A 24245-nucleotide genomic window follows, 5' to 3' on the forward strand; every position below is an offset into this window, starting at 1 on the left:
ACCGTTCCGCACCACTCACCGACCACGGGCGGCCCGATGACCTCTCAACCCCGAACCTTCACCGACGTCGGCTGCACCGTGTGCGGGTGCGTGTGCGACGACCTCGCGGTCACCGTTGCCGGCGGCCGCGTGGTCGAAGCGAAGGGCGCGTGCCGGCTCGCGGACCCGTGGTTCCGCGCGCAAAACAGCGCGGCCCCGCCCGCGGCGCTGCTGGACGGTCGGCCGAGCGACCCGGGCGCCGCGTTCGCGCGCGCCGCCGAACTGCTCAAGGCCGCGCGGTACCCGCTGATCTATGGGTTGTCGCGCAGCACGACCGAGGGGCAGCGCGCCGCGGCGGCGCTCGCGGACCGGCTCGGCGCGACCATCGACACCACCGCCAGCACCGGGCACGCGCCGTCGATCATGGCGCTTCAGCAGGTGGGCGAATCGACGTGCACGCTCGGGGAGGTGAAGAACCGGGCGGACCTCGTCGTGTTCTGGGGCAGCGACCCGGCGGTGACGCACCCGCGCCACCTGGAGCGGTACGCGGCCGACCCGGTGGGCCGGTGGGTTCCGGGCGGGCGTTCGGGGCGCGTGGTGGTCGTTGTGGACGAGCAGGAGACGGAAACCGCGAAACTCGCGGACTTGTTCGTGCAGATCCCCGCGGCGCAGAACTGGGAGGCGCTGTGGGAACTGCGGATGCGGATGCGTGAAGGCAACCCACCTCCCGGCCCCCTTCCTGAAGGGAGGGGGAGAGAGGACGCGCCTGAAATGGCTCGCGCGGCGAACGCGGTTGGCGGTTCCGACGAACTCCCCCGCACTGAAAGCAGGGGGCCGGGGGGCGGGGTGTCTTCACTCGCTCGCGCGATCGCGGCTGCGGAATGCGGCGTGTTCTTCTTCGGCGCCGGCGTCACGCGCGGTAGGCAGGCCCACCGGACCGTCGAAGCGCTGCTGCAACTGGTCACCGACCTGAACGACCGCGGCCGGTTCTACGCGCGACGGATGCGCCGCTTCGGCGACGTGGCGGGCGCGGACTCGGTGCTCGCGTGGCAGACCGGCTACCCGTTCGGGGTGAACCTGAGCCGCGGGTACCCGCGGTACAACCCCGGCGAGTTCACCGGCCCCGAAATGCTCGCCCGCGGCGAGCCCGATTTGTGCCTCTTGATTGGCAGCGAAACCGTTGCGGACTTCCCGCCCGAATCCCTGGAGCACCTCAAGCGCATCCCGGTGATCGTACTCGACCCGCCGGAAGCCGAGCCGCCGGTGCCGGCCGCGGTGCGGTTCACGACGGCGGTGTACGGCGTCCACCGCCCCGGAACCGCGTACCGGATGGACGAGGTGCCGGTCCCGCTCCGGGTGCTGCTCCCGACCGACTACCCGAGCGACGCCGAGGTGCTGAACGAACTGCTGGGCCGGGTCGCCGGTTAGTCCGAACGACCGTGCGTTATTTCGCGGGCAGCTCGAACGTCACCCCGGGGAGCTTCACGTACACGTCGCCCGCGACCAGATCGGCTGCCTTCTTGTAACCGGGGCGCACCTTGATCGTGTCCCCTTTCTTGAACTGATCGCCTTGCTTCAGCTTTACGTCTTGAAGGAAGATCCCGTTCGTGGGGTGGGCGAACAACTCGACCGCCACCGCCCCGTCCCCGATGTACACGCGCGGCGCCTCGACGGCCCCGTCTTTCGCCTTCAGCTCGACGGTGAATTGGGGGCTCCGCTCGACGTAGGACAGCGTCACGTCCTCGTTCGGGAGCGTCACCTGAACCACGCGCGCGTCGGTCACATCGGCGAGCGCCGAAACGCTGAGGACCGCAACCGCGGCTGCCGAAATCAAAAGACGCATGGGCTCCTCCTCCGAAAGTGTTTACCTGCGATTCGGGCGCCGGACGCCGGTATTTTCGAGCGAGCGGCGCCGGCACTCCCACCCGGACAGCGGTTCTGGTATGTTCACCACCAGCACCCACCCCGGAACGCCAACCATGCACCCAGCTTACCAGCTCTCCGACCAGGCCACGATCTTCAGCCCGGCGCTCGTGTTCTTCCCGGCGCTCATCAAGCAGAACATCAATCGCGTGGTCGAGATGGCCGGCGGCCCCGCCCGGCTGCGCCCGCACGTCAAAACGCACAAGACGGTCGAAATCGTCAAACTGCTCCTTGAGGCCGGCGTCACGAAGCACAAGTGCGCGACCATCGCCGAGGCGGAGATGCTGGCGCACGCGGGCGCGCCCGACGTGCTGATCGCGTACCCGCTGGTCGGACCGAACATTCAGCGGGCCTGCGAGCTGATTCGGAAGTACCCCGGCACCACCTTCTCGGCGCTCATCGACGACGCCACCGCCACCCGCGCGCTGTCCGCGACGATGGCCGCCGCGGGCCGGACGATCGGGGTGGTCCTCGACCTCGACGTGGGCCAGCACCGCACTGGGATCGCGGTCGGCCCCGGCGCGCTGGCGCTGTACGAACTCGCGGGCCAGCTCCCGGGGCTGCGCCTCGACGGCTTCCAGCTCTACGACGGCCACAACAGCCAGCCCGACCGCGCCGAGCGCGAGCAGGCGGTTCGCGCGTTCATCAAGCCGGTGCTCGACCTGCGCGCCGCCGCCGAAGCGAAAGGGCTACCGGTGCCGCGGCTGGTGTGCGGCGGCACGCCGAGCTTCCCGGTGTACGCCGCGATGACCGACGTGCCGGGGATCGAGTGCTCGCCGGGGACGTTCGTGCTGCACGACGCCGGGTACGGCCCCAAGTACGCGGACCTCGCCGGGATCACCCCCGCCGCGGTGCTGGTCACGCGCGTCATCAGCCGACCCACCCCGAACCGCGTCACGCTCGACCTCGGGAACAAGGCCGTGGCCGCGGACCCGCTGCTGGAGAAGCGGGTCACGCTGCTCGACTTCCCCGAGTACAAGACGGTGGGCCACAACGAGGAGCACCTCATCGTGGAAACCGCCGGCGCCGACGCCTACAAGCCGGGCGACGTGGTGTACGCGCTCCCGGGCCACATCTGCCCGACGGTCGCCCTGCACCACCACGTCCTCGTGGCCGAGGGCGGGAAGGTGGTGGGCAAGTGGGACGTGGCCTCGCGCGTGCGAACGCTGACGGTATAGTGCACTGGAATCAATATTGTGTAATATATTAAGATTGTTAATTTGTCGCAGCGGGTCGTGATCTGACACGTTCCCTTGCCTAACTCACGAAGGTCGCATGTCCGGTTTCGCGCTCGTCGCCGCTGCCGGCGTGCCCGCCCTTCCGTGTGAGTACCACATTGACTTTGCCGGCTGCCCCCCGCGGCAAATCTGCGGTCGGGCGAAGAGAAGCGCGAACCTCCAGCGATGGGCGCGTGTCGGGATGTGATGCCCGATACCCGATCGGAGTTCGCGATGATCCGACCGACCACGACCGACGATGTTGCCGCGATCCTGGCCCTGGCCGTATCGTCCGGACTGTTCCCGCCCGACGCGACCGACGAAGTCGGGGCCGTCCTGGCCGCGAGCCTCGCGGGCGAGAACGGCCCCGACCACGTGTGGCTGACCGACGACGACGGAGGGCCGGTCGGGGTGGCGTACTACGCCCCCGAGCGGCTGACCGAAGGGACGTGGAACCTGTACATGCTCGCCGTTCACCCCGACCGCCAGAGGCAAGGGCGGGGGGCGGCCCTGGTGCGGCACGTCGAGCACGCGCTGGCCGCCCGCGGGGCGCGGCTGCTGCTGATCGAGACGTCCGGGCTGGGGAGCTTCGAACAGACGCGGGCGTTCTATCGAGCGATAGGGTATGATGAGGAGGCCCGCATTCGCGAGTTCTACAAGGCGGGCGACGACAAGGTGGTGTTCCGCAAACTGCTGGGGTCGCCAAGGCACACCTGACCCGGCTACGCGGTCTGCTGACATCGCTCCCTGCGGCGTGGTCGGGCCGGAGAGCTGGGTCAGTTTGTGTCCCTTGACATCGCACCGCGAGCCATTTGCACCCGTGGCCATTTCTCGCCCAGCGACGGCCACCGTTTGACCATTCCCCCGGCCCCCGTTTGCGCGTACCCTGGCGGTGAGCCGGGGTTCGCGTTGCGCCTGAGCGCGCGCCCGGGTTGCACCTCGCCGCGCTCCCGCATTGCTTCAACGGAGGGTCCGCATGTCGCAGTTGAACCGCCGCGAATGGCTCAAGGCCGCCGCCGTCGCGCCCGTCGTGGCTACGGTCTCGGGGGGACTGGCCCTCTCGACCGCCGGCGCCGCCCCCGGCGCCGACGACCTCAAGGCCGTTGTTGACAAGGCACTCGGCTTTCTGAAGACGGCCCAGAAGGACGACGGGCACTTCTTCGGGCCGATGGGGCCGGTCCCCCAGGCCGAACCGGGACTGACCGCGCTCATCGCCGCGGCGCTCGTGCGGGCCGGCGTCCCGGCCGACAACCCGGTGGTCGCGAAGGCCGTCGGGTTCCTCGAAAAGCACGTGCAGAAGGACGGCGGGGTGTACATCCGGGGCATGTCGAACTACATGACGTGCCTCGCCATCGTCACATTCAAGGAGATGAACGCCGGGGGCAAGTACGACAAGGTGCTTGAAGCCGCCGGGAAGTACGTGAAGACCCTCCAGTTCGGCGACGGGCTCACCCCGGACGACCCGAACTTCGGCGGCGCCGGGTACGACAAGCCCGGCACCCGCGGCGGCCCGGACCTGTCGAACACGCACTTCATGGTCGAGGCGCTCCTGGCCGCCGGCGTGCCGAAGGACGACCCGGCCGTCAAGAACGCGGTGACCTACATCAGCCGGTGCCAGAACCTGGAGAGCGAGTTCAACAAGCAGGAGTTCGCGAAGAAAGCCGACGACGACACCCGCGGCGGGTTCGTGTACAACCCGAGCGCGTTCAAGGACCCGAAGAGCGACAAGCGCACCGACGCCGGCGGGCTGCGGAGCGAGGGCGGCATGACCTACGCCGGGCTGAAGAGCTTCCTGTACGCCGGCGTCGGTAAAGACGACAAGCGCGTGCAAGCCGCGGTCGCGTGGATCCGCAAGAACTACACGGTGTCGGCCAACCCTGGCATGAAAGAAAAGGACAGCGGGCTGTTCTACTATTACCACACGTTCGCGAAGGCGATGGACGCGCTGGGTGAGGACAAGTTCAAGGACGCCAAGGGGGCCGAGCACGACTGGCGGCAGGAGCTGTTCGACGAGCTGAAGGGTAAGCAGAAGGCGAACGGGAGCTGGGCCAACACGAACCGGGCGTTCCTCGAAACGGAACCGGCGCTGGCCACGGCGTTCGCAGTGCTGGCGCTCAGCTACTGCAAGAAGAAGTGAACCTGCGGGGCTTCGAAGAACCGGCGGCAGAATGGACGGACGGCCGCAGCTTCGTTCCGGCCTACGCGGGCTTCATGTTTACGAAGAAGATTTTTGACAGGATGAACAGGATTCACCGGATGAAGACCAATTAATTCTAAATCCGGTGAATCCTGTTGATCCTGTCAGATCTTCTCCGCCCAGCCATCGAGTGTTGGTCCTACCTGTCGTCCCGGCAGCCGCAATGCCACCCCAAGCGGGGCTCATTCTGCTACCAGCTCTAACACCTGGGACCGCGGGCGTCCCGCCCGCCCGGCTCCGCGTGAGCAGTTGGCTGGCGAATCAACGCCAACCGACACCACTCACGAAGCCGGGCGGGCGGGACGCCCGCGGTCCCAGGGACCGAACCAAAAGTTTCGTCCGCACCCGGAAGGGTCAGAAACCCATCGCCGGGCCGTCTTCCGCGGGGACGGTCGCGGCCCGCACCTTGCGGCCCCGGCGCGAACGCATCTCGTCACGCGGCTCGGCCGCAAGCACCGCCGACCGCCGCGCCGCGGCCTCCCGGGCCGCCTCGTCGGCCGTCAGGCAGGGGTCCAGCAACAGCAGCGTCAGCACGTCCAGTTCGTGGTTCATGGCGTCTTCCTTGTGTGTGGCCCGGCGCTTCCCGTGTGGTGTTAACCCGGAACGTCGGCCGGGGTCCCAGTTGCGCCTGCTCCTTTTACAATCACTTTCTGTACTTTATACACATTCGTACACTAGGCACGAATAACTTACACCGCGATCGAGCCGGGCAAATCGACGCCGCCGAGGTCGAGCCACCAGTCGCCGTCGTCCGGACTTGCGTCGATGGTGTTGTCGATGAAGAAGCGGGGCGCCGAAACGTCTGCCTGGGTGGATTGAACCGGTTCGGAGAGGTTGATAAGTGGGGTCATCGGGAATCTCGCCCTGGGCGTCTTGCAAAAACTGCGAACCGTTCGCAGGGAGTTGCCGGTAGTAACGCAGCGATCGTGCCAGTCGGCGGGTGAAAAGCCGCAGAACGTGCGGTCGCCGGATCGTCGACCTTATTATCGAAACACCTTCCACATTTTCGCCTATGTGAGCTTGCTGCCCAGCTTACCCAGGCGAACCGGTCGGATGCCCGGGGCGTCCGTCGTTTTTCCGGAGAACCGCTGATGTACACACCGCCGCACTTCGCCGAAGACGACCGAGACGCGCTTCACGACCTGATCGAGCGCTACAGTTTCGGGCTGCTCGTGTCGCGAGTTGCGGGCGAGCCGTTCGCCACCCACCTGCCCTTTCTGCTCGACCGCACTGCGGGGCCGTACGGAACGCTCGTCGGACACGTGGCCCGAGCGAACCCGCACTGGCACGACCTGACCGCGGAACCGGTCCTGGTGGTGTTCAGCGGTCCGCACGCCTACATCTCGCCCGCGTGGTACGAGACCGAGTACGCCGTGCCGACGTGGAACTACGTCGCGGTCCACGCCACCGGCCGCGCCGCGCTGGTCGAGGACCACACGGAACTGCTCGACATCGTGCGCCGGAGCGTGAGCTACTACGAAGCGGTGCGCCCGAACCCGTGGGCGCTGAACGAGTCCGGGCCGTTCGTGGAGCGGTTGCTCCCGCAAATCGTCGGCTTCCGGATCGAGATCGAGCGGCTCGAAGGGAAGAAGAAGTTGAGCCAGAACCACCCGCGCGAGCGCCGCGAGAAGGTGATTCAGGCGCTGGAGTTGGACGGCAGCGCAGACGCGGTATCGGTCGCCGCGCTGATGCGCGACACGCTCTCGAAACCGGCCTGACACTCCAGAGCGGCGAACAGCCCGCTCACGCTCTCGATGCGCTTGACGCGGTCGAAGTGCGCGAAGCTCCCGAACTGCGACGCGAGCCGCAACCACTGCTTGAGCCGGCTCACGTTCTTGTCGGACCGGAGCATGTCGAAGCGGTGCGACCACTCGACCAGATTCCGCAGTTGCGCGGCCCAATCGAACGGCTCGTCGGTCTCCTCAACGGGTGGCACCAGCCCGAGTTCGGCCGCAACACGGCGGGCGAGCCGCGGGTCGGCGAGCGCGCCGCGACCGAGCATGAAGTGTTTGCACCCGGTCACGTCGCGGCACCGTTTGAAATCCTCGACGGTCCAGATGTCGCCGTTCGCGACAACCGGGATGCCGAGCCGCTCGCGCACCCGCCCAATGGGCTCCCAGTGGATCGGCGGCGCGTACCCCGCGACCCGCGTTCGTCCGTGAATGGTGATCCACGCCGCCCCGCCCTCCGCGGCCATCGTGGCGTTCTCGTGGATGGCGTCGAGTGTGTCCCAGCCGAGCCGTAGCTTTGCCGAAACGGGAACGTGGGGCGGGAGCGCCGCGCGGATGGCCCCGACGATCTCACGAATCCGCAAGGGGTGCCGCAGGAGGGCCGCGCCGCCGTCGTGCCGGTTCACGGTCGGGGCCGGGCACCCGAAGTTCACATCAACGGCGGTCGCCCCGAGTTCGTGAGCGCGGACCGCCGACTCTGCCATCCGCCCCGAATCCCCGCCGAGGAGTTGCACCTGAACCGGCAGCCCCGTGAGGGTGGCCGCACCGGTGCGGAGTTCGGGCACGTGGTCGTGGAACACGTGCCGCGGCGGAACCGCGTGGCTGACCCGCAGGAACTCGGTAACGGCGTAGGTGAACGCGCCGGTCGCCCCCTGAACGGCCCGCATGGGCGCGTCAGTGACGCCTTCCATCGGCGCGAGCGCGAGCGCTGGTGTATCCGGGTGGAGCATGGGTGTAGTGTACCGCGCCCCGCGCCCTGCGAAGTGATTGCCCGGTCGGGCCGTGCGCCAGAAACCGGCCCCGCACCCTGGTCTCTTGGTGTTATGTTTTTAGAATTCGTAACACAGATGGGCGGGTAGACCTCACCTCTGATTAGCTTCCGTCCCCGACTCCAGCGGTTGCCGTCCCGGCGCACGGCCTGAGGACGAACACGATGGGCTATTACCGCCCGGTGCCGCGGCGGCCGTTCAACCCCGTTCTCGCGCTCGTGGCCGCTGCCGTGCTGGTGGTAGTGGTCTTGCTCTCGCGCCCGTGACGGGTGATGTTCCGCGAACGGTTACAAGTGCGCGATTTGGTCTTTTGTGCTTGTGACATAGAAATTCCAGTCTGCGCCACAAGAAACAGACACAGTCTATCGATTATGTTGTTGAAACTACTCCTCGGACGCCGCGGCTCCAGTTACGCCGAGCTGGTAGGCGGATACGCGGCGCTCGAAGAAGTTGGTCAGCTCCTGCACGTCTTGCAGGTCCATGAAGCCGAACGGATTCTTGGTCCCGAACACGGGGGCGATGCCGAGCGACTCCAACCGCCGGTCCGCTGCGTACTCCGGGTAGCTGCGGAGGTCCCTACACGACAACCCGGCCACGCCCAACCGCCACTCGCGGCGGCGAGCCGCGCGGACCAGCTACGGGCACCATGTGGAGCCCGACACACGGGCTTCACCACTGCGGACCACACGCCCACCGCCGCCCGCGCTGCAGAACGCGAGGGCGGCCGAACAATGAACTCACCTGCACCGCCATCATCGGATGAGCGGTGCGTTCCAAGTCAGCCGGCGGCGCCCGGTTCGGCGCCTGGGGCCACGCCGTCAGGCCGCGCCCGCCGACGCAACGGTCCCCGCCCCTTGAGACCGGCGACCGGTGCTCGCTCCGCCGGTTCGTCTACCTCGCCGGGCGGGAGCACCCGGAGGGACAGCACGTCGCCCGCCCGCAACTCCCCGCCGAGCCATTCCAACGTCTCGGACCGAGTCGTGTCAAGCGCCCCCAGTCCGTACTCGAACTCGCCCCCGGCCCACGACTCGGGAGTGAACCCCGGAGTGGCCAGCATCTCAGGAGTCAGCCGCGCCGGGTCGCGGCGCGCCCACGACAAGAAGAAATCCATCAGCCCGAGGTCGCTAACGGCCGCAGTCGTTACCACCCGCCCGTTCACCGACACCTCCAGCCGGTTGTTCTGCCCGCTCGACGACATCCGCTGCGGCCTCCATAACTCTCGAGTTCCTTGCCGGCCATAAAGCTCACCAGCCGCGCCACCCGCGTTCGGTGCTGGAAACAACCTCTGCGCCGCGGTCCGGTGCGGCGTCGGGTTGGGCCGGCTACCTCTCGCTCTGGAGGGCGTAGTCCAGCCCCAGCCCCCGAAGCGCGGCTTCGTCGAGGGGTTGCTTGTCTGCCGCATCCAGGAGGCTCGGCCGCCACGACCCGCCCCCGAATACCCACGACCCGCCCCGGACGCGGGCGGCCGCACCCTCGTACCAGGCGACCCGCCACCGGCCGGTGGCCCCGCCGAGCAGCACCCCGACCCGCACGGCGCTCGCCCAGCGCACCGACCCCCCGTGCGGGCCGGCTTCACCGCCCCAACGATAGCTGGCGGTACACCTGTCGGGGTGCATCGTGAACGGGAACACCTTGGCGAGCGACCAGGGCATCAGCACCGGGCCGCCGGGCCGGTCGGCGACCAGGCACACGAACGCCGTGTCGGCCGGTACGTCCCGCACCTCGACGGCAACCTCGTCGTAGGGGTATAAGTACAGACGGACGAAGTACCCGAGGGCCAAGACGGCAGTAACGCCGATGGCGCGACCGGCCTTCAACCGCCACCTCGAGCGCTCCCGCTTTGCGTCCACAGGCGCCCTCGGGTGGCCGAAAACCAAGCTCACCAGCACCGCCCCCTACAAGCGAGCGATGCGCCCCGATCCGCGGGCGGTGTCGGGTGCCGCGCCGGGTTCGGCCTACTCGCGCTAAGTGTAACCGAACGGCCTGAGCATCTCCAGGAACGCATCCGACTTCTGCGGCGGACAGGCCAGAACCGCGGCGACGAACTCTTCGGGCGGCTGGTACTGATGGTCCTCGACGTAATGGACGATCAACTCCGGCGCGACGTACACCACCGACATGGACGGGATCCAGAAGTTCCGCGCGCCGCCGGCGCGGTCGGCCCCCGGAGCGGGGTGCGAGCAAAGCTCACAGAAGTGCGGCCCCATCGCCAGTACCGGCTGCCAGGAGTCGTAGGCGTGCGCGCGAAGGGCGGCCGAGAAGCCCGGTGGCACGGGGCCGGTGGGGAACGAGTGGTCCGGGTGAAGCCACCCGACCGCGCGAACGTGGTCGCCTCGATCCACTTGGCACGTCGTCCCGAGATCTGGGAAGAACATGGCGACAACCTCGCAGTTCGGCACGGCAAGTGGCCTTCTGGTGGCCGAACGATGAACAAACCTGCCGGCGGGGCTGAGTGAGCTGTGAACCTGGAAAAGCTTACATGCCCCGCCGGTCTGGGGCGGCGCTTGGGGCGGCGTCTGCGGCTCACCCCGCCGGCCGTCGGCAGTGCGGGCAGCACAGGTCGGTGAAGTCGTCAGGGCTGATGCCGCCGCCCTCGTTCCCGGACTCCGGGATGACGACCACCACCGGCCCGTGAGCCGGGCAGGTGAGGGCGGCGAACGCCCCGCCCGGCTCGGCTTCCACCCCGGACCACCCGCACCACGGGCACTCGGTCACTGGTGGCCCGCCCGCGGTGGCGACGAGTTGGAGCCAGTTGCACTCCGGGCACCGGAGCCGCGACACCGGGTGGGCGGTCACGGGTTGGTGCCGCCAACCAGACGCTTCCGCCATCCGTGCGCCCTCCGCCGAACGATGAACTCACCTGCGCCGCCACCACCGGATGAGCGGTGCGTCCCGAATCCGCGGGCGGTTTCAGGTGCCGCGCCGAGTTCGGCTCGTCTTTGAGCGGTTCTCACGCTGCATCAGGCGAGTAAGTGGTGCGATGGTCGGCAAGGACATCTGCCCTCGTGATGCCACCGAACACACGGGCGAACTCGCTAATCAAATCCCTTACAGAGACTAACTCCCCCTCGATCAGGAATTTGAGGTCCGGCGGTGTGACCCAATCCCCGCAATCGAATTTTCAGCGTGAACTGGAACGGACTTGCCGCGAAGTTCCTGCTTGGCAAACGGCATCCGGAGGAAGCCTAACCGGTGTTTGAGTCCGTGCAGCTCCTGTACAACTCGCTGAGAAAAACACTGCTTTGCTTGGCACATGGTCCGGACGATTTCGTAGGCTCCGATTACCCATAACCAGATTCGGCCGTAGCAGCAACTGATATCGATGCTCAGCACCGCCCCTTTCCCTGTCTCAACGTTCGGCGAAATGCCAGTGTCGAGCCGCGCAAGAATTTCCACACCCAGCTCTCGAATTATTCGACTTTGGCTATCGACATATATAGAGAAAATGACGAGTGGATTATTGTTGAGCATATCCTCAGCGATTGAGGTTGCTTCCATTTCAGAGTCCTCGCAGTTGACTTGGTTGCCTTAAACTAAATGGAGCCTCCCAAACAAAGCAAGGTTCGCCTTTCTCTTGCCGAACAATGAACTCACCGGCACTGCCATCATCCGATAAGCGGTGCGTCCCAACTCAGCCGGCGGTGTCAGGCGCAGCGCCGGGTTCGGCCATGCCCCCACATGTCGGTGACATCACTCAGATGTCCCGCTACCTGGTTCGGGGTCACCCGCGTCCCTGCCGCAGACGCTCCAACTCCTCTCGCAACCGCCGGTTCTCCGCCTCCAGTGAAGTCATGGTGTCGGTGGCGGGTGCGGGCCGCTCTGCGTACCTCACGATCCGGTCCTCGGTGAAGTACACTCCGGTCCACATACTCGTCTTGCAGTGGGCCTCGTGCTCATTGCCGTCGCGGTCGAGGTAACGGACGCCGTAGATGCGGTCGCTCTTCTCGCCGAACCAGCCGGGGCCAAAAGGTGACCAACTCGAGTCCAGCACCTTGCCGCCCCGCTCTTCGACGTACTGCCTGATCCGGTCGTGGTCCATCCCCCCGGCCGCGAGCCGGATCATGATGCCGACCACGATCACGACAGGGATGAGTAGGAAGAAACCTTCCACCGCTGCGCCCCCTAGTGGCTGAACATCAAACCCGCCGACACCGCCACCGCTCGGATGAGCGGTGTGTCCCAAGTCTGCCGGCGGTGTCAGGTGCCGCGACGGGTTCGGCCGCCGGAGGATGCTACCCTCTTCGCTTGGCGACGGGACAGCCAAGCAGCGACGGCAACTCCCGCTCCAACGCGCTCACCAACGGCGACGCCTCTGCCGCCCAGAAGACTGACACGTCGGTAGTCGCGCCCGCCAGCGCTCCGGTGAGGAACGCCCACTCGCCGGCGTCCCTGATCTCGTGGACCTGAGTGACGTTAACACCGACCACAGTGCCGCGGGCCTCGCCCCACGACCACTCGCCGCACCAGTTCCGCTCACCGTCGTACTCGAACGCGGGCAGGCCAAGCGCCTCGCCCCGCCAGCCCGCGAGCAACTCACAGACCCGATCGAGGTCACACCCAGCCACGGCGAAGTGACGGGCGGATGTGTACCGGGGATCGCTCCCAATCGCTACCACGCCGCGAAGCCCTCCCCCGCCGAACGATGAACTCACCAACACCGCCGTCACCGGATGAGAGAAGCGTCCCGAATCAGCCGGCGGTGTCAGGTGCCGCGCCGGGTTCGGCTCTCCACGTTACCCCTTGCCCAGCACCAGGTCCACCACCCGGCACCCGCGGACGTGAGGCGCCGGGCCGCGGCAGTGTTTCTAGGAGGGGTGAACGGGCTACTTGGCCGGCGGGGTGTAGGGCTCGACCAGAGGGTAGGTACGCTTGTCGATCGTGACCGTGTCCCAGACGCGCAGCCACGGCGCGTCCGGCGTCACCCCGCCTCCGACCTTCAGCCCGGCGGTCGGATGGCGCAGCACGAACGTGCCGTAGCACAGGACCAGGCCCCCGCCCTGGACGGGCACCCAGTGGGACGGAGCGTGGACCAGCGCCCGCTCGGCGTCCAGGATCTGCACCACCCCGAACTCCCGCAGCGGGGTCGGCGCCTCCCCCTTGGCCTTCTCGTACCCGAGCGGGCCGGCGGTCCCCACCTTCATCTTCTCGGCGAACACGAACGGCACGGCCGTCACGTCCTCCAACCGCTTCAGCTCGGCCTCCTTGGCGGCGAGCTGCGCCCGCAGGTCGGCCACTTCCTTATGCAACTGCGCGGCCTTCTCCCTGCGGTCGGCACCGCCGGCCGTGGTGGCGAAACACACCAGCGACAGGGCACAGATCATTCGGAACATGTGAGCCTCCTTACAGTTGGTTGCGAACGATGAGCCCGTCGGACGGCTGGCCCGGCGGGTCTAAAACTCTACGCCAGGTCTCGCTTGGCGACAATTGCGAAGTGCCGCACGCCCGCCACAGAAGGCCGCGGCCATCGCCCTCGGCCTTCTGTGGCCGAACCAGTGTTTAGTGCTCGAAGCACCGTGCCCGCATTCTCAAGACTGGTAAGAGTCTGTAAGTTCTTACCAGTCTTGAGCACGAACCGCAAGAGGCTACCGGGGCAACAGCGCGTCGCGTGAAGGCTGTGTGAAGATTCCTTGCGTGCGGCCGCCGAACCAGCCTCCAGCGCGCCACACCCACTCCGCGCGATCGATCGTCAGTGCCGGTGCACCGTGCGACAGTAAATAATACAAGCGGAAGTGATGTCAATAGTGGCAATTGTCGCAGTCATTTATTATAGCACGGCGGAACGAGATACACATCGGGCAGAATCACCGGGGGTCGAGGGCCGTGGCGGCCAGACGGACCTCATCCATGCGTATCACACGCGCCGCCTTAATATCAGAACTCTTCCTCGAACGCCACGGCGCCGGTTACGCCGAGCTGGTAGGCGGACACCCGGCGTTCGAAGAAGTTGGTCAGCTCCTGCACGTCTTGCAGGTCCATGAAGCCGAACGGATTCTTAGCCCCGAACACCGGGGCGATGCCGAGCGACTCCAGCCGCCGGTCCGCCACGTACTCCAGGTAGCTGCGCAGGTCCGCCAGCGACAAGCCCGCGACCCCCTGGCCCAGCACGTCGCGGGCGAATGCGGTCTCACACTCGACCGCCTCGCGCAGCATCGCCACGATCTGCGCTTCCAGTTCCGCGTCGAACAGGTCCGGCTCCTCGCGCCGCACCGTGTCGATCACCCGGAACGCGAACGCCATGTGCGCGCTCTCGTCCCGGAACACCCAGTTGGTGCCGGTCGCCAGCCCGTGCAACAGCCCCTTCGAGCGCAGGAAGTACACGTAAGCGAACGCCGCGAAGAAGAACAGCCCCTCGATGCACGCCGCGAAGCACACCAGGTTCAGCAGGAACGCGCGGCGGTGCGCCCGGGTTTCCAGCCGGTCCAGCCCCTCGATGGAGTCGATCCACTTGAAGCAGAAATCGGCCTTCAGCTTGATGGACGGGATGTTGTCCACCGCGGCGAACGCGGCCTCGCGTGCGGCCATGTCCGGCAGGTAGTTGTCGAGCAGCGTGAGGTAAAACTGGACGTGCAGCGCCTCCTCGTAAAGCTGTCGCGACAGGTACATCCGCGCCTCCGGCGCGTTCACGTGCTTGTACAGGTTCAGCACCAGGTTGTTGCCGACGATCGAATCCCCGGTGGCGAAGAACGCGACCAGCCGGTGAATCAGGTGCCGCTCGGCGGGCGTCACCCGCCCCCGCAGGTCCGCGAGGTCGGTGGAGAAGTCCACCTCGTCCACGGTCCAGGTGTTCTTGATCGCGTCCTTGTACATCTCGAAGAACGGCGGGTAGCGCATCGGGCGCAGGGTCAGACTCATTCCGGGATCGAGGAGCATAAAACGGCCTCCGTGCCGTCGGTGAACCGGGGATTCGCGCCCCGGGTGTGGTTGCGTTGACCGAGACTGTCGAACGATGGGCGGATGGATGTGGCTGCGTTTTGGTCCGTGCCGCCCTCGCGCTTACGAAGACAATTTTTGACAGGATCAACAGGATAGACAGGATGAAGGCAGACAAATTTTAAATCCTGCTGATCCTGTTAATCCTGTCAACAACTCTTTAGTTTTCATCAAGCCTTGACGCCGAACACCCTTATCTCGGGCTGGCTGTGGTTGCGTTAACCGAGACTCTCGAACAGGGGCGGAATGGGCGGATGGTCGTGGCTGCGTTTTGGTCCGTGCCGCCCTCGTGCTTACGAAGGCAGTTTTTGACAGGATCAACAGGATAAACAGGATGAAGGCAGATGAATTCTAAATCCTGTTTATCCTGTTGATCCTGTCAAAATATTCTTGGCTCCTTCAACGAGTTTTGGTGCCACGCCCTCATCTCGGGCCGCCGCGCCAACACGAGCGGGGCTCATTCCGCCACGCGTTCTTATGACTTTCGACTTGCTGACTTGAGACTACCGAATGGCCCTCACTGGCACGCCTCGCACGCGCCGGGGTTTTCGAGCGAGCAGGAGACCGCCGACGTGTCGGCCGGCGCGGCGGTCGGCGTCACGGTCGTCTTCGCGATGGCGGTCGCCGGCCGCGAGCGCAGGTAGTACGTGGTCTTGAGCCCCTTCTTCCACGCGTGCATGTACATCGACGACATCTTGCCGATGGTCGGGCTCTCCAGGAACAGGTTCAGCGACTGGCTCTGGTCGATGAACGGCCCGCGCTCGGCTGCCATGTCGATGAGCCCCCGCTGCGGCACCTCCCACGCCGTCCGGTACACCGCACGCAGCCCCGCGGGCAGCTCCGAAAGTGACTGAACCGAGCCGTCGGCGAGCTTGATCTTCGTGCGGACCGCGTCGGTCCACAGCCCGAGCGCCTTGAGATCGTCCACCAGATAGCGGTTCACCTGAAGAAACTCGCCGGACAGCGTCTCCCGCTTGAACAGGTTCGACACCTGCGGCTCCACGCACTCGTAGGCGCCCACAATCGACGCGATGGTGGCCGTCGGCGCGATCGCGACCAGCAGCGAGTTGCGGAGCCCGGTCGTGCGCACCCGCTCCCGCAGCGCCGCCCAGCGGGCCGGGTCGGTCGGCTCCACGCCCCACAGATCGAACTGAAGTACACCGGCCGCGGCGCGGGTGCTCGCGAACGACGGGTGCGGCCCCCGCGCCGCCGCCAACTCGCAGGAGGTCGCCAGCGCGTGGTAGTAAATCTCCTCCTGAATGCGCCGGGACAGCTCGCGCGCGGCGGGGGCGTCGAACGGTAGCTTCAGTTTGAAGAACACGTCCTGAAGCCCCATCACCCCGAGCCCGACCGGACGCCACCGGGCGTTCGACGCCGCGGCCTCCGGGGTGGGGTAGAAGTTCACGTCCACGACGCGATCGAGGAACCGCACCGCCGTGCGGACCGTCTCGGCCAGCGCGGCGAAATCGAACCCGTCGCGCGTCACGTGCCGGGCCAGGTTCACCGAACCGAGGTTGCACACCGCGGTCTCACCGGCCGATGTCACCTCGACGATCTCGGTACACAGGTTGGAACTGTGGACGACCGCGCCCGGCTCGGCGGTCTGGTTGCACGCGCGGTTGCAGGCGTCCTTGAAGGTCATCCACCCGTTGCCGGTCTCGGCCAGCGTCTTCATCATCCGCGCGTACAGGTCGCGGGCCGGCACCGACTTCACGGCCAGGCCTTTTGCCTCGGCGTCGGTGTAGGCCGCGTCGAAGGCGGCGCCGAACAGGTCGGTCAGGTGCGGGACGGCTTTCGGGTCGAACAGCGACCACGGCTCGCCCGCCTCGACGCGCCGCATGAACAGGTCCGGCACCCAGTTGGCGAGGTTCAGGTTGTACGTGCGCCGGGCCGGGTCGCCGGTGTTGTCGCGCAGCTCCAGGAACTCTTCCACGTCCGCGTGCCACGTCTCCAGGTACACGCAGCACGCGCCCTTGCGCTTCCCGCCCTGGTTCACCGCCGCCACCGACGAGTCGAGCGTCTTGAGCCACGGGACGATGCCGTTGCTGTGCCCGTTGGTGCCGCGGATCAGCGACCCGCGCGAGCGGATGCGGTGGTACGCCAGCCCGATCCCGCCGGCAAACTTCGACAACTTCGCAACGTCGGCATACCGGTCGTAAATGGCTTCGAGGGCATCGGCGGGAGAATCCAGCAGGTAGCACGAGGACATCTGCGGCCGCGCGGTGCCGGAGTTGAACAGCGTCGGGGTGCTGGGCAGGTAACGGTGCGCGGACATCAGCCGGTAGAGTTCGATCGCGTCCGCGGCGGACTCGGCCAGCCCGCACGCCACCCGCAGGAAGAAGAACGCCGGCGTCTCGATGACGTGGCGCGTGTCGGGGTGCCGGAGCAGGTACCGGTCGTACACGGTGCGCAGCCCGAAGTACTCGAACAGGTCCGGCGCGGGCTCGGCGGCGGCGGCGTTGAGCTTGCGGGCGTTGGCGGCGACGAACGCCATCGTCCCTCCGGCGACCAGCCCGTGCCGGTACCCGGCCGCGATCGACTGCGAGAACGAATGAACGTCCTGGTTCGCAACCTCCTTATCGACGTAGGTCGCGAGCAACCGGGCCGCGAGCCGCGAGTACTCCGGCTCCTCCGAAATGAGTCCGGCGGCGGTCTGGATCGAGAGGCGGTCGAGTTCGGCGGTGGTGGCCCCGTCGTACAGCCCGCCGATGGTCTTCACCGCGACCCGCATCGGGTCCACGCCGGGGAGCCCGCCGCTGCACCGCTGCACCGCGCGGACGATCTTGTTCACGTTAACGTCTTCGAGCGCGCCGCTCCGCTTGCGGACCTGCATGAGCGACGGCGAATCGGGGAGCCGCGGGCGCCCCGCGGGCGGGGGAGTGATTGTGAGGTCGATGGCGGGGGTGGTCACGGCTCTCTCCCGGTGAACGCGGTGCGCGCGGGGAAAGAGCACAGGCGGATGGGTACGTGCGCGAGCGCACGTGTGCCGGCCGCCCGCCGCCTTCCCCTCGAAGGCACGGGTGTGTCCGCGCGGCGCAGGGTGTGCGCGGCGCGGGTCGGCGGCAGGTCTTCGGACTTCGGGCGGGTGCGGCGAACCGCACACCTACTGGCCGTCGCTTCCCGGCCCACCTGGGCCAGTGCGTGTGACGGCGGTCGTTCCCGTTACCGCTGCGTGGGGCAGTCCCGGATTTCCACCGGGTTCCCTTTTAGTCAGCCGCGCGAGGCGCGGCCGAACCGACGACAATCACCATCATCGGCGTTCCGCGCTGCCGGCCGCAACCAAATCCGCGCGCCGGGGCAAACGGGGCGCCGCGGGTACGGGGCAGGCAAGCCATGCGCGTTACGCGGGTTGGAACCGGTTGCGGCGCTGTAACGGGGGTTACAGCGCCACGTCAGCGACCCGACTGGACATCCGCTACCCATTCGCTGGTCGTTCGGTGGCAGTTCGCTGGGGCACAGCTACCACCGAATCCCACACCCCCAAGCACAGGAGCGGGGCACCGAGACGACAGAGTTCGAACGCGGTAATTGGGACTCAATGCGTTCAATTCAAACGAGTTGCGGCGAATTTTATGTGCAGGCGAGTTCGCTTTTCGGGCACGAATGCGGTGCCGACCGCTTGCCCGGAACCGGTCGCGGGGAGTGGAAAACTTCTGGAAGCTCTAAATGGGGGAAATGCGGTGGGGAAATGCCCGATGTGCCGAACGCGCGACCCGCGGCAACGCAGCGAACGGCACCGGTACAGCGGGTCAATTATCCGGTGCGTCGTCCGGATCGTCGTCCGGGTCGTCGTCGAGTTCGATGAACCCCATCGACGTGTGCGGCGGGCGCGGGGCCTCGGGCCGCAGGTCCGGCAGGTCCTCGGTCGGCCCGCGCGCCGGGGCACCGGACGGGGACCGCAGCAGCAGCGCCGGCGCCGCCAGGGCCATCATGAACACGCCCGACCCCGCCACCACCCAGCCCACCAGGCGCTTCAACTTCGCCGGGGACAGCTTCCCGGTCTTCCGGGCGCCGAAGTAGCTGCCGAGGATGGTCGGCGGGCCGACGATCAGCAGGCTCAGCGGGTGCAACCCGCCGCCGGCGCCCCACGCGGTGATCGCGGCGGCCACCGCCGTCGCGCACCCGATCACCATGTTGCTCCCCACCGCTACGGCGGGGTCGATGCGCAGCCACCGGATCATCATCGGCAGCCGGATCGTCCCGAGCATCAGCCCCGTGATCGCGGCCACCGCACCCAGAATGAGGCCGATGACGATCTCCCACACGGCCAGCCACCGGCCCGGTTTCCCGGCCGGGGCCGCCGCCCCTTTCTCTTCCTTGCGGCCGGCGCGGACCAGTTCCCCGCCCGAGTAGACGAGCATGGCCCCGATCACGACGTGCGACCACACCGGGCTGACGGACACGAAGAACAGCACCCCGGTCACCGCCCCGATCATGGACGGCAGGCCCATCATCAGCAGCACCTTGCCCGACACGCGGCCGTCGCGGACGTGCTTCAGCGACCCGGCCAGCGCCCCGGCCCCGGACACGGCCAAGTTCGTGGACGCTCCGGCGATCGGGTTCCCCAGCACGTACACCAGAAGCGGCAGGCGCAGGTGGCCGAGGATCAGCCCCGCCGCGGCGCCCACGTAACTCAGCACGAACGAAATCACCCCGGTCCCGACCAGCAACAGTACGCGCTCGGTTTCCACCCGCCCCTCCTGAACGGTCGCACGGCAGCCCGGTGCATTCTAGGGCGCGTGCCGCCGCCAAGTTGGCCTACCCAACGGCCGCGCGGTCGCGGTACAGTCCCTCCCGATTTGTTGGGGCGCGAACTCCCCCGCCGCCGTTACACCGGGGCGTGCCATCAGCCGTGTACCGCCGGGCCAGGACCGGGCGCCGCGAACCGTTCGCGCACGGCCACGCGCCGGGCGACTTCGCACCCCTTATGCCGCGTACCAAAGGAGCGAACCCGCGTGTCTGACGCATCGCCCGAACCAGCACCAGCCCCCGCTCCTGCTCCCGAACCGCTTCCCGCCCCCGAACCGCTCCGATTGCCTCCGCCCCCGTGGTGGTTCCCGGGGCTGGCGCTGGGGCTCGTCGCGGCCCTGGTCATGGGTCTCATAAGCCTGGTCGACGCGCCCGACGAGCACCCGAGCGGCGCGTACCGGGCCACCGCCCGGGTGCTGCTGCGCCCGGCGCCCGGCGAGCCCGCCGTGTCCGACGCCGAGCGGCAGCGGGCCGCGTTCCTGTTCCGCGACCGCGCCCTGCTCACCCGCGCGCTCGAAGCGCCCGACGCCGCGGACGGGTCTGCGGTCCTCGAACTGGAGCGCCGGCTCACCGTCGAAGCGGCCGACAGCGGCATCGTAACCGTGGCGCTGTTCGGCGACGCCCCGGACGAACTCGCGGCGGTACTCGACCGGATCGTGGCGCGGTTCGTCGAGGAACTGGCCACCCGCGACCACAAGACTCGCAACGAGCGGGTGAGCCAGCTCGAGCAAGTCGAATCCGCGTTGCAGTCGGAAATGAAATTGCAAGAGAAGACGCTGAAGGTGGTCTCCCACGCCAGCGGCGGGGACGCGGCGCTCCGCGACCAACTCGTTCGGGCCGAAACGGACCTCGCGCGGGGCACGCCCGAGCGGCTGCTGCTCGAGCGCCGCGCCGAGGCGCTCAAGGCGCGCCGGGCGGACGGCGGGGCGCCGGACCCGGTCGAAGCGCTGCGGCTCGTGGACGCGGACCCGCGCGTGGCCCCGCTGCTGACCCAGCGCGCCACCGCGGCGGTGGCGCTGGAGAAGGAGCGGGCCGCGACCGCGAGCGAGGCATCGCTCAGAGACCTGCAAGCCAAACTGAACCAGGCCACGGCCGCACTCACGGCCGCGCGCCTGCCGGTGCGTAAGGAGGTTGACGCGCTTCTGCGCGAGGCCGACACGCACCGGGCGGCGAGCGAACTGGCCGATGTCGAGTTGCGGCTGGCGGTCGCCCGGGCCGCGCAAGAGGGGTTGCGGCAGGAATGCGACGGATTGCGCAAAGCGATCGCCGCGGCCCACGTGACCGGGGCCGCGGCCGAGAGCGTGCGCCGGGAGCTGGCGCCGCTCCAGCAGCACCTCGACAAGATCGGGGCGCAGCTCGCCCAACTGCGGGCCGACGGCTCGGCCGAAACCCCTCGCGCCCGCCCGGCCGGGCCGGCGGTGGTGGACCCCGTCCGCCGGCCGTGGCGCTGGGGGCTGGCGTTCGGCGCGGCGGCCCGGGCGTTCGGCGCCGCGTTCGTGCTGGCGACCGCGTTCCAGCTCACCGGGCTGGTGTTCCACGCGCTCCGCCCGCGGTAACGTTCGCGGGCGCGATCAGCCGACGAAGACGCCGAGGTTCAGCGGGTCGCTGAGCGCCACCTCGGACAGTAGCGCGAGCGTCACCCCGTTGAAGGTGCGGAGCCGCCCGGAGCCGCCCGGGCCGGCGCCCACGAGCAGGTCGGCGGCCCCGTCCCCGTTGACGTCCCGCGCGCCCACCCGGGCCGCACCGGCGAACCCCGGGAACGCCAGGAACGACCGGATCTCGGCCCCGGTCGCCCCGCTGAACACCCGCACGTGTCCGTTGGCGTCCGCCCCCACAACGAGGTCGTCGGTCCCGTCCTTATCGACGTCGCCGGACGCCACGTTCACGCCCCCGGTGAACCCGGGGAACGCCAGGAACGACCGGATCTCGGCCCCGGTCGCCCCGCTGAACACCTTCACGTGCCCGTTCGCACCGGCCCCGGTGATGATGTCGTCGAACCCGTCGTTGTTGATGTCGCCGGAGGACACCCGCACTTCGCCCGGGAAGCCCGGGTACGCGAGGAACGAGCGCACCTCGGCCCCGGTCTTGCCGTCGAACACCTTCACGTGCCCGTTGATGGTCGCCCCCACAATGACATCATCGAACCCGTCGTTGTTGATGTCGCCGGCCGCGACGTACACGCCGCCGGTGAAGCCCGCGAACGGGAAGAACGAGCGCACCTCGGCCCCGGTGCTACCGTCGAGCACCTTCACGTGCCCGTTCACGCCCGCCCCGACGACGACGTCGTTCACCCCGTCGCCGTTCACGTCACCGGACGCGGTGGTCACCCGGCCCTGGAACCCGGCGAACGGGGTGACGGTCGTGGAGGTGCCGTCCGCCCGGGTGATGACGACCACCGGCCCGGCCGCCACCGAGCCGGCGCCCGCGGTGTCGTTATCATTGACGCTCAACGTGGCGGTCGTCAGCGCCCCCAGCACGGCCCCGCCGGTCGGGGCGGAGAGCGCAAGGGTGACGGTCTCCAACCCTTCCGCAAGCGTGTCGTCGGTGAACGGGATGGTCAGCGTGGCGGCCGTCGCACCGTCCGGGAAGGTGACCGTGTACGGCCCGCTGGCGAAGTCCGTGCCCGCGGTCGCGGTGCCGCCCGTCACGGTTACGGTCACGGTCACCTCGCCGCTAGAACCGCCGGAGCGGAACAGGGTGACAACGGCCGCTCCGCCCTCGGTGGCGCTGAAGGTCGTGAGCCCGAACGAGATGGTGCCGGCCGGGGCGGCCGCCAGCGTCAGCCCGGCCAGGGCGGTCGCACCCGCCCCGACGCTGCCCAGGCTGGTGGCCTCGCCCGTCACCAGGTTGATGGCGTAGAGCCGCGTGACCCCGTTCACGGTCAGCGCGGCGTAGCCGGTGCCCGAAGTGACGGCTGTGTTGGACGTGCCCACGCGAACGCCGGCCGGGATGTCGAACCCGTTCACGTCGGTGAAGTCGATGGGCGCGCCGCCGACCGTGATCGGGATCCGTGCCGTCTGGGTGCCGTTGTTGGGCGGGTTCTGGATGAACAGGCTGTCGCTGGCGGCGTCGAGCGTGTACTGGGTCGTAACCCCGCCGCTGAGGGGCTGGCCGAACGAGTTGGTGTACGCCGTCGCCGAGACACCGGTCGAGCCGGCCGGCAGGCCGATAATGGCACCGTCAACCGTGGCCGCCGCCGGCGCGCCGGTGTTCGGGTTCACGCGGAAGTTGAGCCCGGAGCCGGTCGTCACCCGGAGCCGGTCCACGGTCGGGTTGAAGTCGAGCCCGTAGCCCGCCGTCGCCGGCGGCAAGTCGACGCCGGAGAAGGTGATCGAGCTCGGAGTGCCCACCGCCGTCAGTGCGCCGGTCTGCGGGTCGATCAGGTAGAGGGTGGCGGTGTCGGCCGTGGCGTTGACACCTAGCCCGTACAACTGCCCGGTGGCGGGCCGGAAATCGATCCCTACCAGCACCTCGTTCGCGGCCAGCGAGCCGGTGCTGATGGCCTGTGTGGTGACGGTACCGGGCGACGCTGTGTTGAACCGCAGCAGTGAGGCTCCGTCGTCGCTCAGGGCGATTGCGGGAAACCCGCCCTGGTCGCTCTGGATCGCCAGCCCTTGAACGGCGGTCGCGCCGGTGCCCACGTTGCCGATCAGCGTGGCTTGGCCGTTGACCAAGTCGATGCTGTACAGGCCGGTCGTGCTGCCGTCGTTTAGAACCGCGAAGGCAGACCCTGCGGTGACAGCCGCGTTACTCGACGGGGCGTTTACGCCGGCCGGGATGTCGAACCCGTTGACCGCGGTGAAGTCGAGCGTCGACCCGCCCAGGGTGATCGTCTGGACGCTCACCTGGGTGCCGGCGTTAGGCGGGTTCTGGATGAACAGGCTGTTGCTGGTCGCGTCCAGCGTGTACAGGGTAGTGATGCTGCCGTTATTGGGCTGGTTGTTGGTGTACCCGGCGGCATCCACGCTGGTGGTGCCGGTATTGACGGGGCCGTCGGGGTTAATACCGTTGCCGGCGTTGTTGTCGGTATCTACGCCGGCGCCGGTGTTCGGGTCGGCCCGGAAGTTGAGCGACCCGGCCACCACGCGGACGCGGTCCGCCGCCGGGTTGAAGTCGAACCCGTAGCCAACTGTGGCCGGGTCCGGCAGGTCGACGACGGTCGTGCCGTCGGTGGTGAACGCGATGCTGCCGGCGGTGCCGACGGCAGTGGCGACCCCGGTGCGGGTGGAAATGGCGTACAGGGTTGCGGTGTCGGCGGCGGCGTTAACTCCGAGCCCGTAGAGCAGGCCGTTCTGCGGGCGGAAGTCGATCCCCACCAGCGTCTCGCTCCCGGTGACCCCTGTGATGGCGGTCGTTTGCGTGACCGTCGGGGCGGCGGTGTCGAAGGAGAGCAGGCTGGTCCCGCTCAGCGCGAACGCAGTCGCAGGTGTTGTGCGGTCCTCGAGGGATTCACAGTTCAGCCGAACCACATTCGGTGTACGGAGAGTGTGACGCATAACGGCTCTCGGGGATAGTCGTGGTGCAACCGAAC

General features: G+C 68.0%; 22 protein-coding genes, 1 pseudogene and 1 riboswitch. Of the genes and pseudogenes, 6 read left to right on the forward strand and 17 right to left on the reverse strand.

Annotation, left to right across the window (positions count from 1 at the left end; translation table 11 throughout):
- The first annotated feature begins 36 nt into the window (after nt 1–36).
- Nucleotides 37–1407: a formylmethanofuran dehydrogenase subunit B gene (locus GobsT_RS08165; protein ID WP_010048810.1), complete on the forward strand. Its 1371-nt coding sequence runs from the start codon at nt 37–39 to the stop codon at nt 1405–1407.
- A 16-nt stretch (nt 1408–1423) separates the two neighbouring features.
- Here GobsT_RS08165 and GobsT_RS08170 read toward each other — a convergent pair whose 3' ends face one another.
- Entirely contained in the window at nt 1424–1822 is a 399-nt protein-coding gene (locus tag GobsT_RS08170; RefSeq protein ID WP_010048807.1) for a hypothetical protein, read from the reverse strand.
- 136 nt (nt 1823–1958) lie between these two features.
- Between GobsT_RS08170 and GobsT_RS08175 the strand changes: the two genes are divergently transcribed.
- The 3 genes from GobsT_RS08175 (at nt 1959) to GobsT_RS08185 (ending at nt 5256) form a co-directional block, all read left to right on the forward strand.
- The gene (locus GobsT_RS08175) at nt 1959–3080 is read left to right on the forward strand and encodes a D-TA family PLP-dependent enzyme (protein WP_010048805.1); all 1122 of its coding nucleotides are present in this window, start codon (nt 1959–1961) and stop codon (nt 3078–3080) included.
- Nucleotides 3081–3353: 273 nt separating this feature from the next.
- The gene (locus GobsT_RS08180; RefSeq protein ID WP_029601243.1) at nt 3354–3836 is read left to right on the forward strand and encodes a GNAT family N-acetyltransferase; all 483 of its coding nucleotides are present in this window, start codon (nt 3354–3356) and stop codon (nt 3834–3836) included.
- A gap of 259 nt (nt 3837–4095) precedes the next feature.
- Entirely contained in the window at nt 4096–5256 is a 1161-nt protein-coding gene (locus GobsT_RS08185) for a prenyltransferase/squalene oxidase repeat-containing protein (protein WP_010048802.1), read from the forward strand.
- A gap of 414 nt (nt 5257–5670) precedes the next feature.
- Here GobsT_RS08185 and GobsT_RS08190 read toward each other — a convergent pair whose 3' ends face one another.
- Together GobsT_RS08190 and GobsT_RS37610 are read right to left on the reverse strand one after the other, a co-directional pair.
- Nucleotides 5671–5868, reverse strand: a complete 198-nt coding sequence (locus tag GobsT_RS08190; RefSeq protein ID WP_010044203.1) for a hypothetical protein — start codon at nt 5866–5868, stop codon at nt 5671–5673.
- 137 nt (nt 5869–6005) lie between these two features.
- Nucleotides 6006–6167 (reverse strand): hypothetical protein, encoded by a 162-nt coding sequence (locus GobsT_RS37610; protein ID WP_010044205.1) that lies wholly within the window; start codon nt 6165–6167, stop codon nt 6006–6008.
- Nucleotides 6168–6407: 240 nt separating this feature from the next.
- Between GobsT_RS37610 and GobsT_RS08195 the strand changes: the two genes are divergently transcribed.
- The gene (locus GobsT_RS08195; RefSeq protein ID WP_010044209.1) at nt 6408–7034 is read left to right on the forward strand and encodes an FMN-binding negative transcriptional regulator; all 627 of its coding nucleotides are present in this window, start codon (nt 6408–6410) and stop codon (nt 7032–7034) included.
- Here the strand turns inward: GobsT_RS08195 and GobsT_RS08200 are convergent.
- The 13 genes and pseudogenes from GobsT_RS08200 to GobsT_RS08260 form a co-directional block, all read right to left on the reverse strand.
- Nucleotides 6953–7996 carry a tRNA dihydrouridine synthase gene (locus tag GobsT_RS08200; RefSeq protein WP_109571214.1) on the reverse strand — a complete coding sequence of 348 codons (1044 nt, stop codon included), beginning with the start codon at nt 7994–7996 and terminating at the stop codon, nt 6953–6955. The genes GobsT_RS08195 and GobsT_RS08200 overlap by 82 nt on opposite strands.
- A gap of 422 nt (nt 7997–8418) precedes the next feature.
- Nucleotides 8419–8634 (reverse strand): annotated as a pseudogene (locus tag GobsT_RS08205) (ribonucleotide-diphosphate reductase subunit beta); the annotation flags it as partial.
- Nucleotides 8635–8813: 179 nt separating this feature from the next.
- Nucleotides 8814–9233: a hypothetical protein gene (locus GobsT_RS08210; protein ID WP_010044218.1), complete on the reverse strand. Its 420-nt coding sequence runs from the start codon at nt 9231–9233 to the stop codon at nt 8814–8816.
- Between the two features lie 124 nt (nt 9234–9357).
- Entirely contained in the window at nt 9358–9852 is a 495-nt protein-coding gene (locus tag GobsT_RS08215; RefSeq protein ID WP_010044220.1) for a hypothetical protein, read from the reverse strand.
- A 147-nt stretch (nt 9853–9999) separates the two neighbouring features.
- Complete coding sequence (locus tag GobsT_RS08220; RefSeq protein WP_050790318.1) at nt 10000–10410, reverse strand: DUF7919 family protein; 411 nt, start codon at nt 10408–10410, stop codon at nt 10000–10002.
- A 148-nt stretch (nt 10411–10558) separates the two neighbouring features.
- Nucleotides 10559–10864: a hypothetical protein gene (locus tag GobsT_RS08225; RefSeq protein WP_010044227.1), complete on the reverse strand. Its 306-nt coding sequence runs from the start codon at nt 10862–10864 to the stop codon at nt 10559–10561.
- A gap of 243 nt (nt 10865–11107) precedes the next feature.
- Nucleotides 11108–11533 carry a hypothetical protein gene (locus tag GobsT_RS08230; RefSeq protein WP_148087652.1) on the reverse strand — a complete coding sequence of 142 codons (426 nt, stop codon included), beginning with the start codon at nt 11531–11533 and terminating at the stop codon, nt 11108–11110.
- Nucleotides 11534–11756: 223 nt separating this feature from the next.
- Complete coding sequence (locus GobsT_RS08235) at nt 11757–12146, reverse strand: hypothetical protein (protein ID WP_010044229.1); 390 nt, start codon at nt 12144–12146, stop codon at nt 11757–11759.
- Between the two features lie 121 nt (nt 12147–12267).
- Nucleotides 12268–12687, reverse strand: coding sequence for a hypothetical protein (locus tag GobsT_RS08240; protein ID WP_148087653.1), 420 nt, complete (start codon nt 12685–12687; stop codon nt 12268–12270).
- A 171-nt stretch (nt 12688–12858) separates the two neighbouring features.
- Nucleotides 12859–13365: a hypothetical protein gene (locus tag GobsT_RS08245; RefSeq protein ID WP_010044233.1), complete on the reverse strand. Its 507-nt coding sequence runs from the start codon at nt 13363–13365 to the stop codon at nt 12859–12861.
- Nucleotides 13366–13906: 541 nt separating this feature from the next.
- On the reverse strand, nt 13907–14905 hold the full coding sequence (locus tag GobsT_RS08250) for a ribonucleotide-diphosphate reductase subunit beta (protein ID WP_010044235.1): 999 nt from the start codon (nt 14903–14905) through the stop codon (nt 13907–13909).
- A gap of 577 nt (nt 14906–15482) precedes the next feature.
- The gene (locus tag GobsT_RS08255) at nt 15483–17798 is read right to left on the reverse strand and encodes a ribonucleoside-diphosphate reductase subunit alpha (RefSeq protein ID WP_081471784.1); all 2316 of its coding nucleotides are present in this window, start codon (nt 17796–17798) and stop codon (nt 15483–15485) included.
- 211 nt (nt 17799–18009) lie between these two features.
- Nucleotides 18010–18219: riboswitch (cobalamin riboswitch) on the reverse strand.
- Nucleotides 18220–18714: 495 nt separating this feature from the next.
- The gene (locus tag GobsT_RS08260; protein WP_010044242.1) at nt 18715–19656 is read right to left on the reverse strand and encodes a sulfite exporter TauE/SafE family protein; all 942 of its coding nucleotides are present in this window, start codon (nt 19654–19656) and stop codon (nt 18715–18717) included.
- Between the two features lie 264 nt (nt 19657–19920).
- Between GobsT_RS08260 and GobsT_RS08265 the strand changes: the two genes are divergently transcribed.
- Nucleotides 19921–21270, forward strand: coding sequence for a GumC domain-containing protein (locus GobsT_RS08265; RefSeq protein ID WP_148087654.1), 1350 nt, complete (start codon nt 19921–19923; stop codon nt 21268–21270).
- A gap of 15 nt (nt 21271–21285) precedes the next feature.
- Here GobsT_RS08265 and GobsT_RS08270 read toward each other — a convergent pair whose 3' ends face one another.
- Entirely contained in the window at nt 21286–24210 is a 2925-nt protein-coding gene (locus GobsT_RS08270) for a DUF4394 domain-containing protein (RefSeq protein WP_109571212.1), read from the reverse strand.
- Between the last annotated feature and the right edge of the window lie 35 nt (nt 24211–24245).

This window comes from Gemmata obscuriglobus, assembly GCF_008065095.1.
GTDB lineage: Bacteria > Planctomycetota > Planctomycetia > Gemmatales > Gemmataceae > Gemmata > Gemmata obscuriglobus.

Bases quoted from the DNA above. Each gene is read 5' to 3' on its own strand.
- GobsT_RS37610 (WP_010044205.1), bottom strand. From the start codon at position 6,167: ATGACCCCACTTATCAACCTCTCCGAACCGGTTCAATCCACCCAGGCA.
- GobsT_RS08210 (WP_010044218.1), bottom strand. From the start codon at position 9,233: ATGTCGTCGAGCGGGCAGAACAACCGGCTGGAGGTGTCGGTGAACGGG.
- GobsT_RS08230 (WP_148087652.1), bottom strand. From the start codon at position 11,533: ATGGAAGCAACCTCAATCGCTGAGGATATGCTCAACAATAATCCACTC.
- GobsT_RS08165 (WP_010048810.1), top strand. From the start codon at position 37: ATGACCTCTCAACCCCGAACCTTCACCGACGTCGGCTGCACCGTGTGC.
- GobsT_RS08255 (WP_081471784.1), bottom strand. From the start codon at position 17,798: ATGCAGGTCCGCAAGCGGAGCGGCGCGCTCGAAGACGTTAACGTGAAC.
- GobsT_RS08195 (WP_010044209.1), top strand. From the start codon at position 6,408: ATGTACACACCGCCGCACTTCGCCGAAGACGACCGAGACGCGCTTCAC.
- GobsT_RS08250 (WP_010044235.1), bottom strand. From the start codon at position 14,905: ATGCTCCTCGATCCCGGAATGAGTCTGACCCTGCGCCCGATGCGCTAC.
- GobsT_RS08170 (WP_010048807.1), bottom strand. From the start codon at position 1,822: ATGCGTCTTTTGATTTCGGCAGCCGCGGTTGCGGTCCTCAGCGTTTCG.
- GobsT_RS08180 (WP_029601243.1), top strand. From the start codon at position 3,354: ATGATCCGACCGACCACGACCGACGATGTTGCCGCGATCCTGGCCCTG.
- GobsT_RS08185 (WP_010048802.1), top strand. From the start codon at position 4,096: ATGTCGCAGTTGAACCGCCGCGAATGGCTCAAGGCCGCCGCCGTCGCG.
- GobsT_RS08225 (WP_010044227.1), bottom strand. From the start codon at position 10,864: ATGGCGGAAGCGTCTGGTTGGCGGCACCAACCCGTGACCGCCCACCCG.
- GobsT_RS08270 (WP_109571212.1), bottom strand. From the start codon at position 24,210: ATGCGTCACACTCTCCGTACACCGAATGTGGTTCGGCTGAACTGTGAA.
- GobsT_RS08190 (WP_010044203.1), bottom strand. From the start codon at position 5,868: ATGAACCACGAACTGGACGTGCTGACGCTGCTGTTGCTGGACCCCTGC.
- GobsT_RS08220 (WP_050790318.1), bottom strand. From the start codon at position 10,410: ATGTTCTTCCCAGATCTCGGGACGACGTGCCAAGTGGATCGAGGCGAC.
- GobsT_RS08245 (WP_010044233.1), bottom strand. From the start codon at position 13,365: ATGTTCCGAATGATCTGTGCCCTGTCGCTGGTGTGTTTCGCCACCACG.
- GobsT_RS08200 (WP_109571214.1), bottom strand. From the start codon at position 7,996: ATGCTCCACCCGGATACACCAGCGCTCGCGCTCGCGCCGATGGAAGGC.
- GobsT_RS08175 (WP_010048805.1), top strand. From the start codon at position 1,959: ATGCACCCAGCTTACCAGCTCTCCGACCAGGCCACGATCTTCAGCCCG.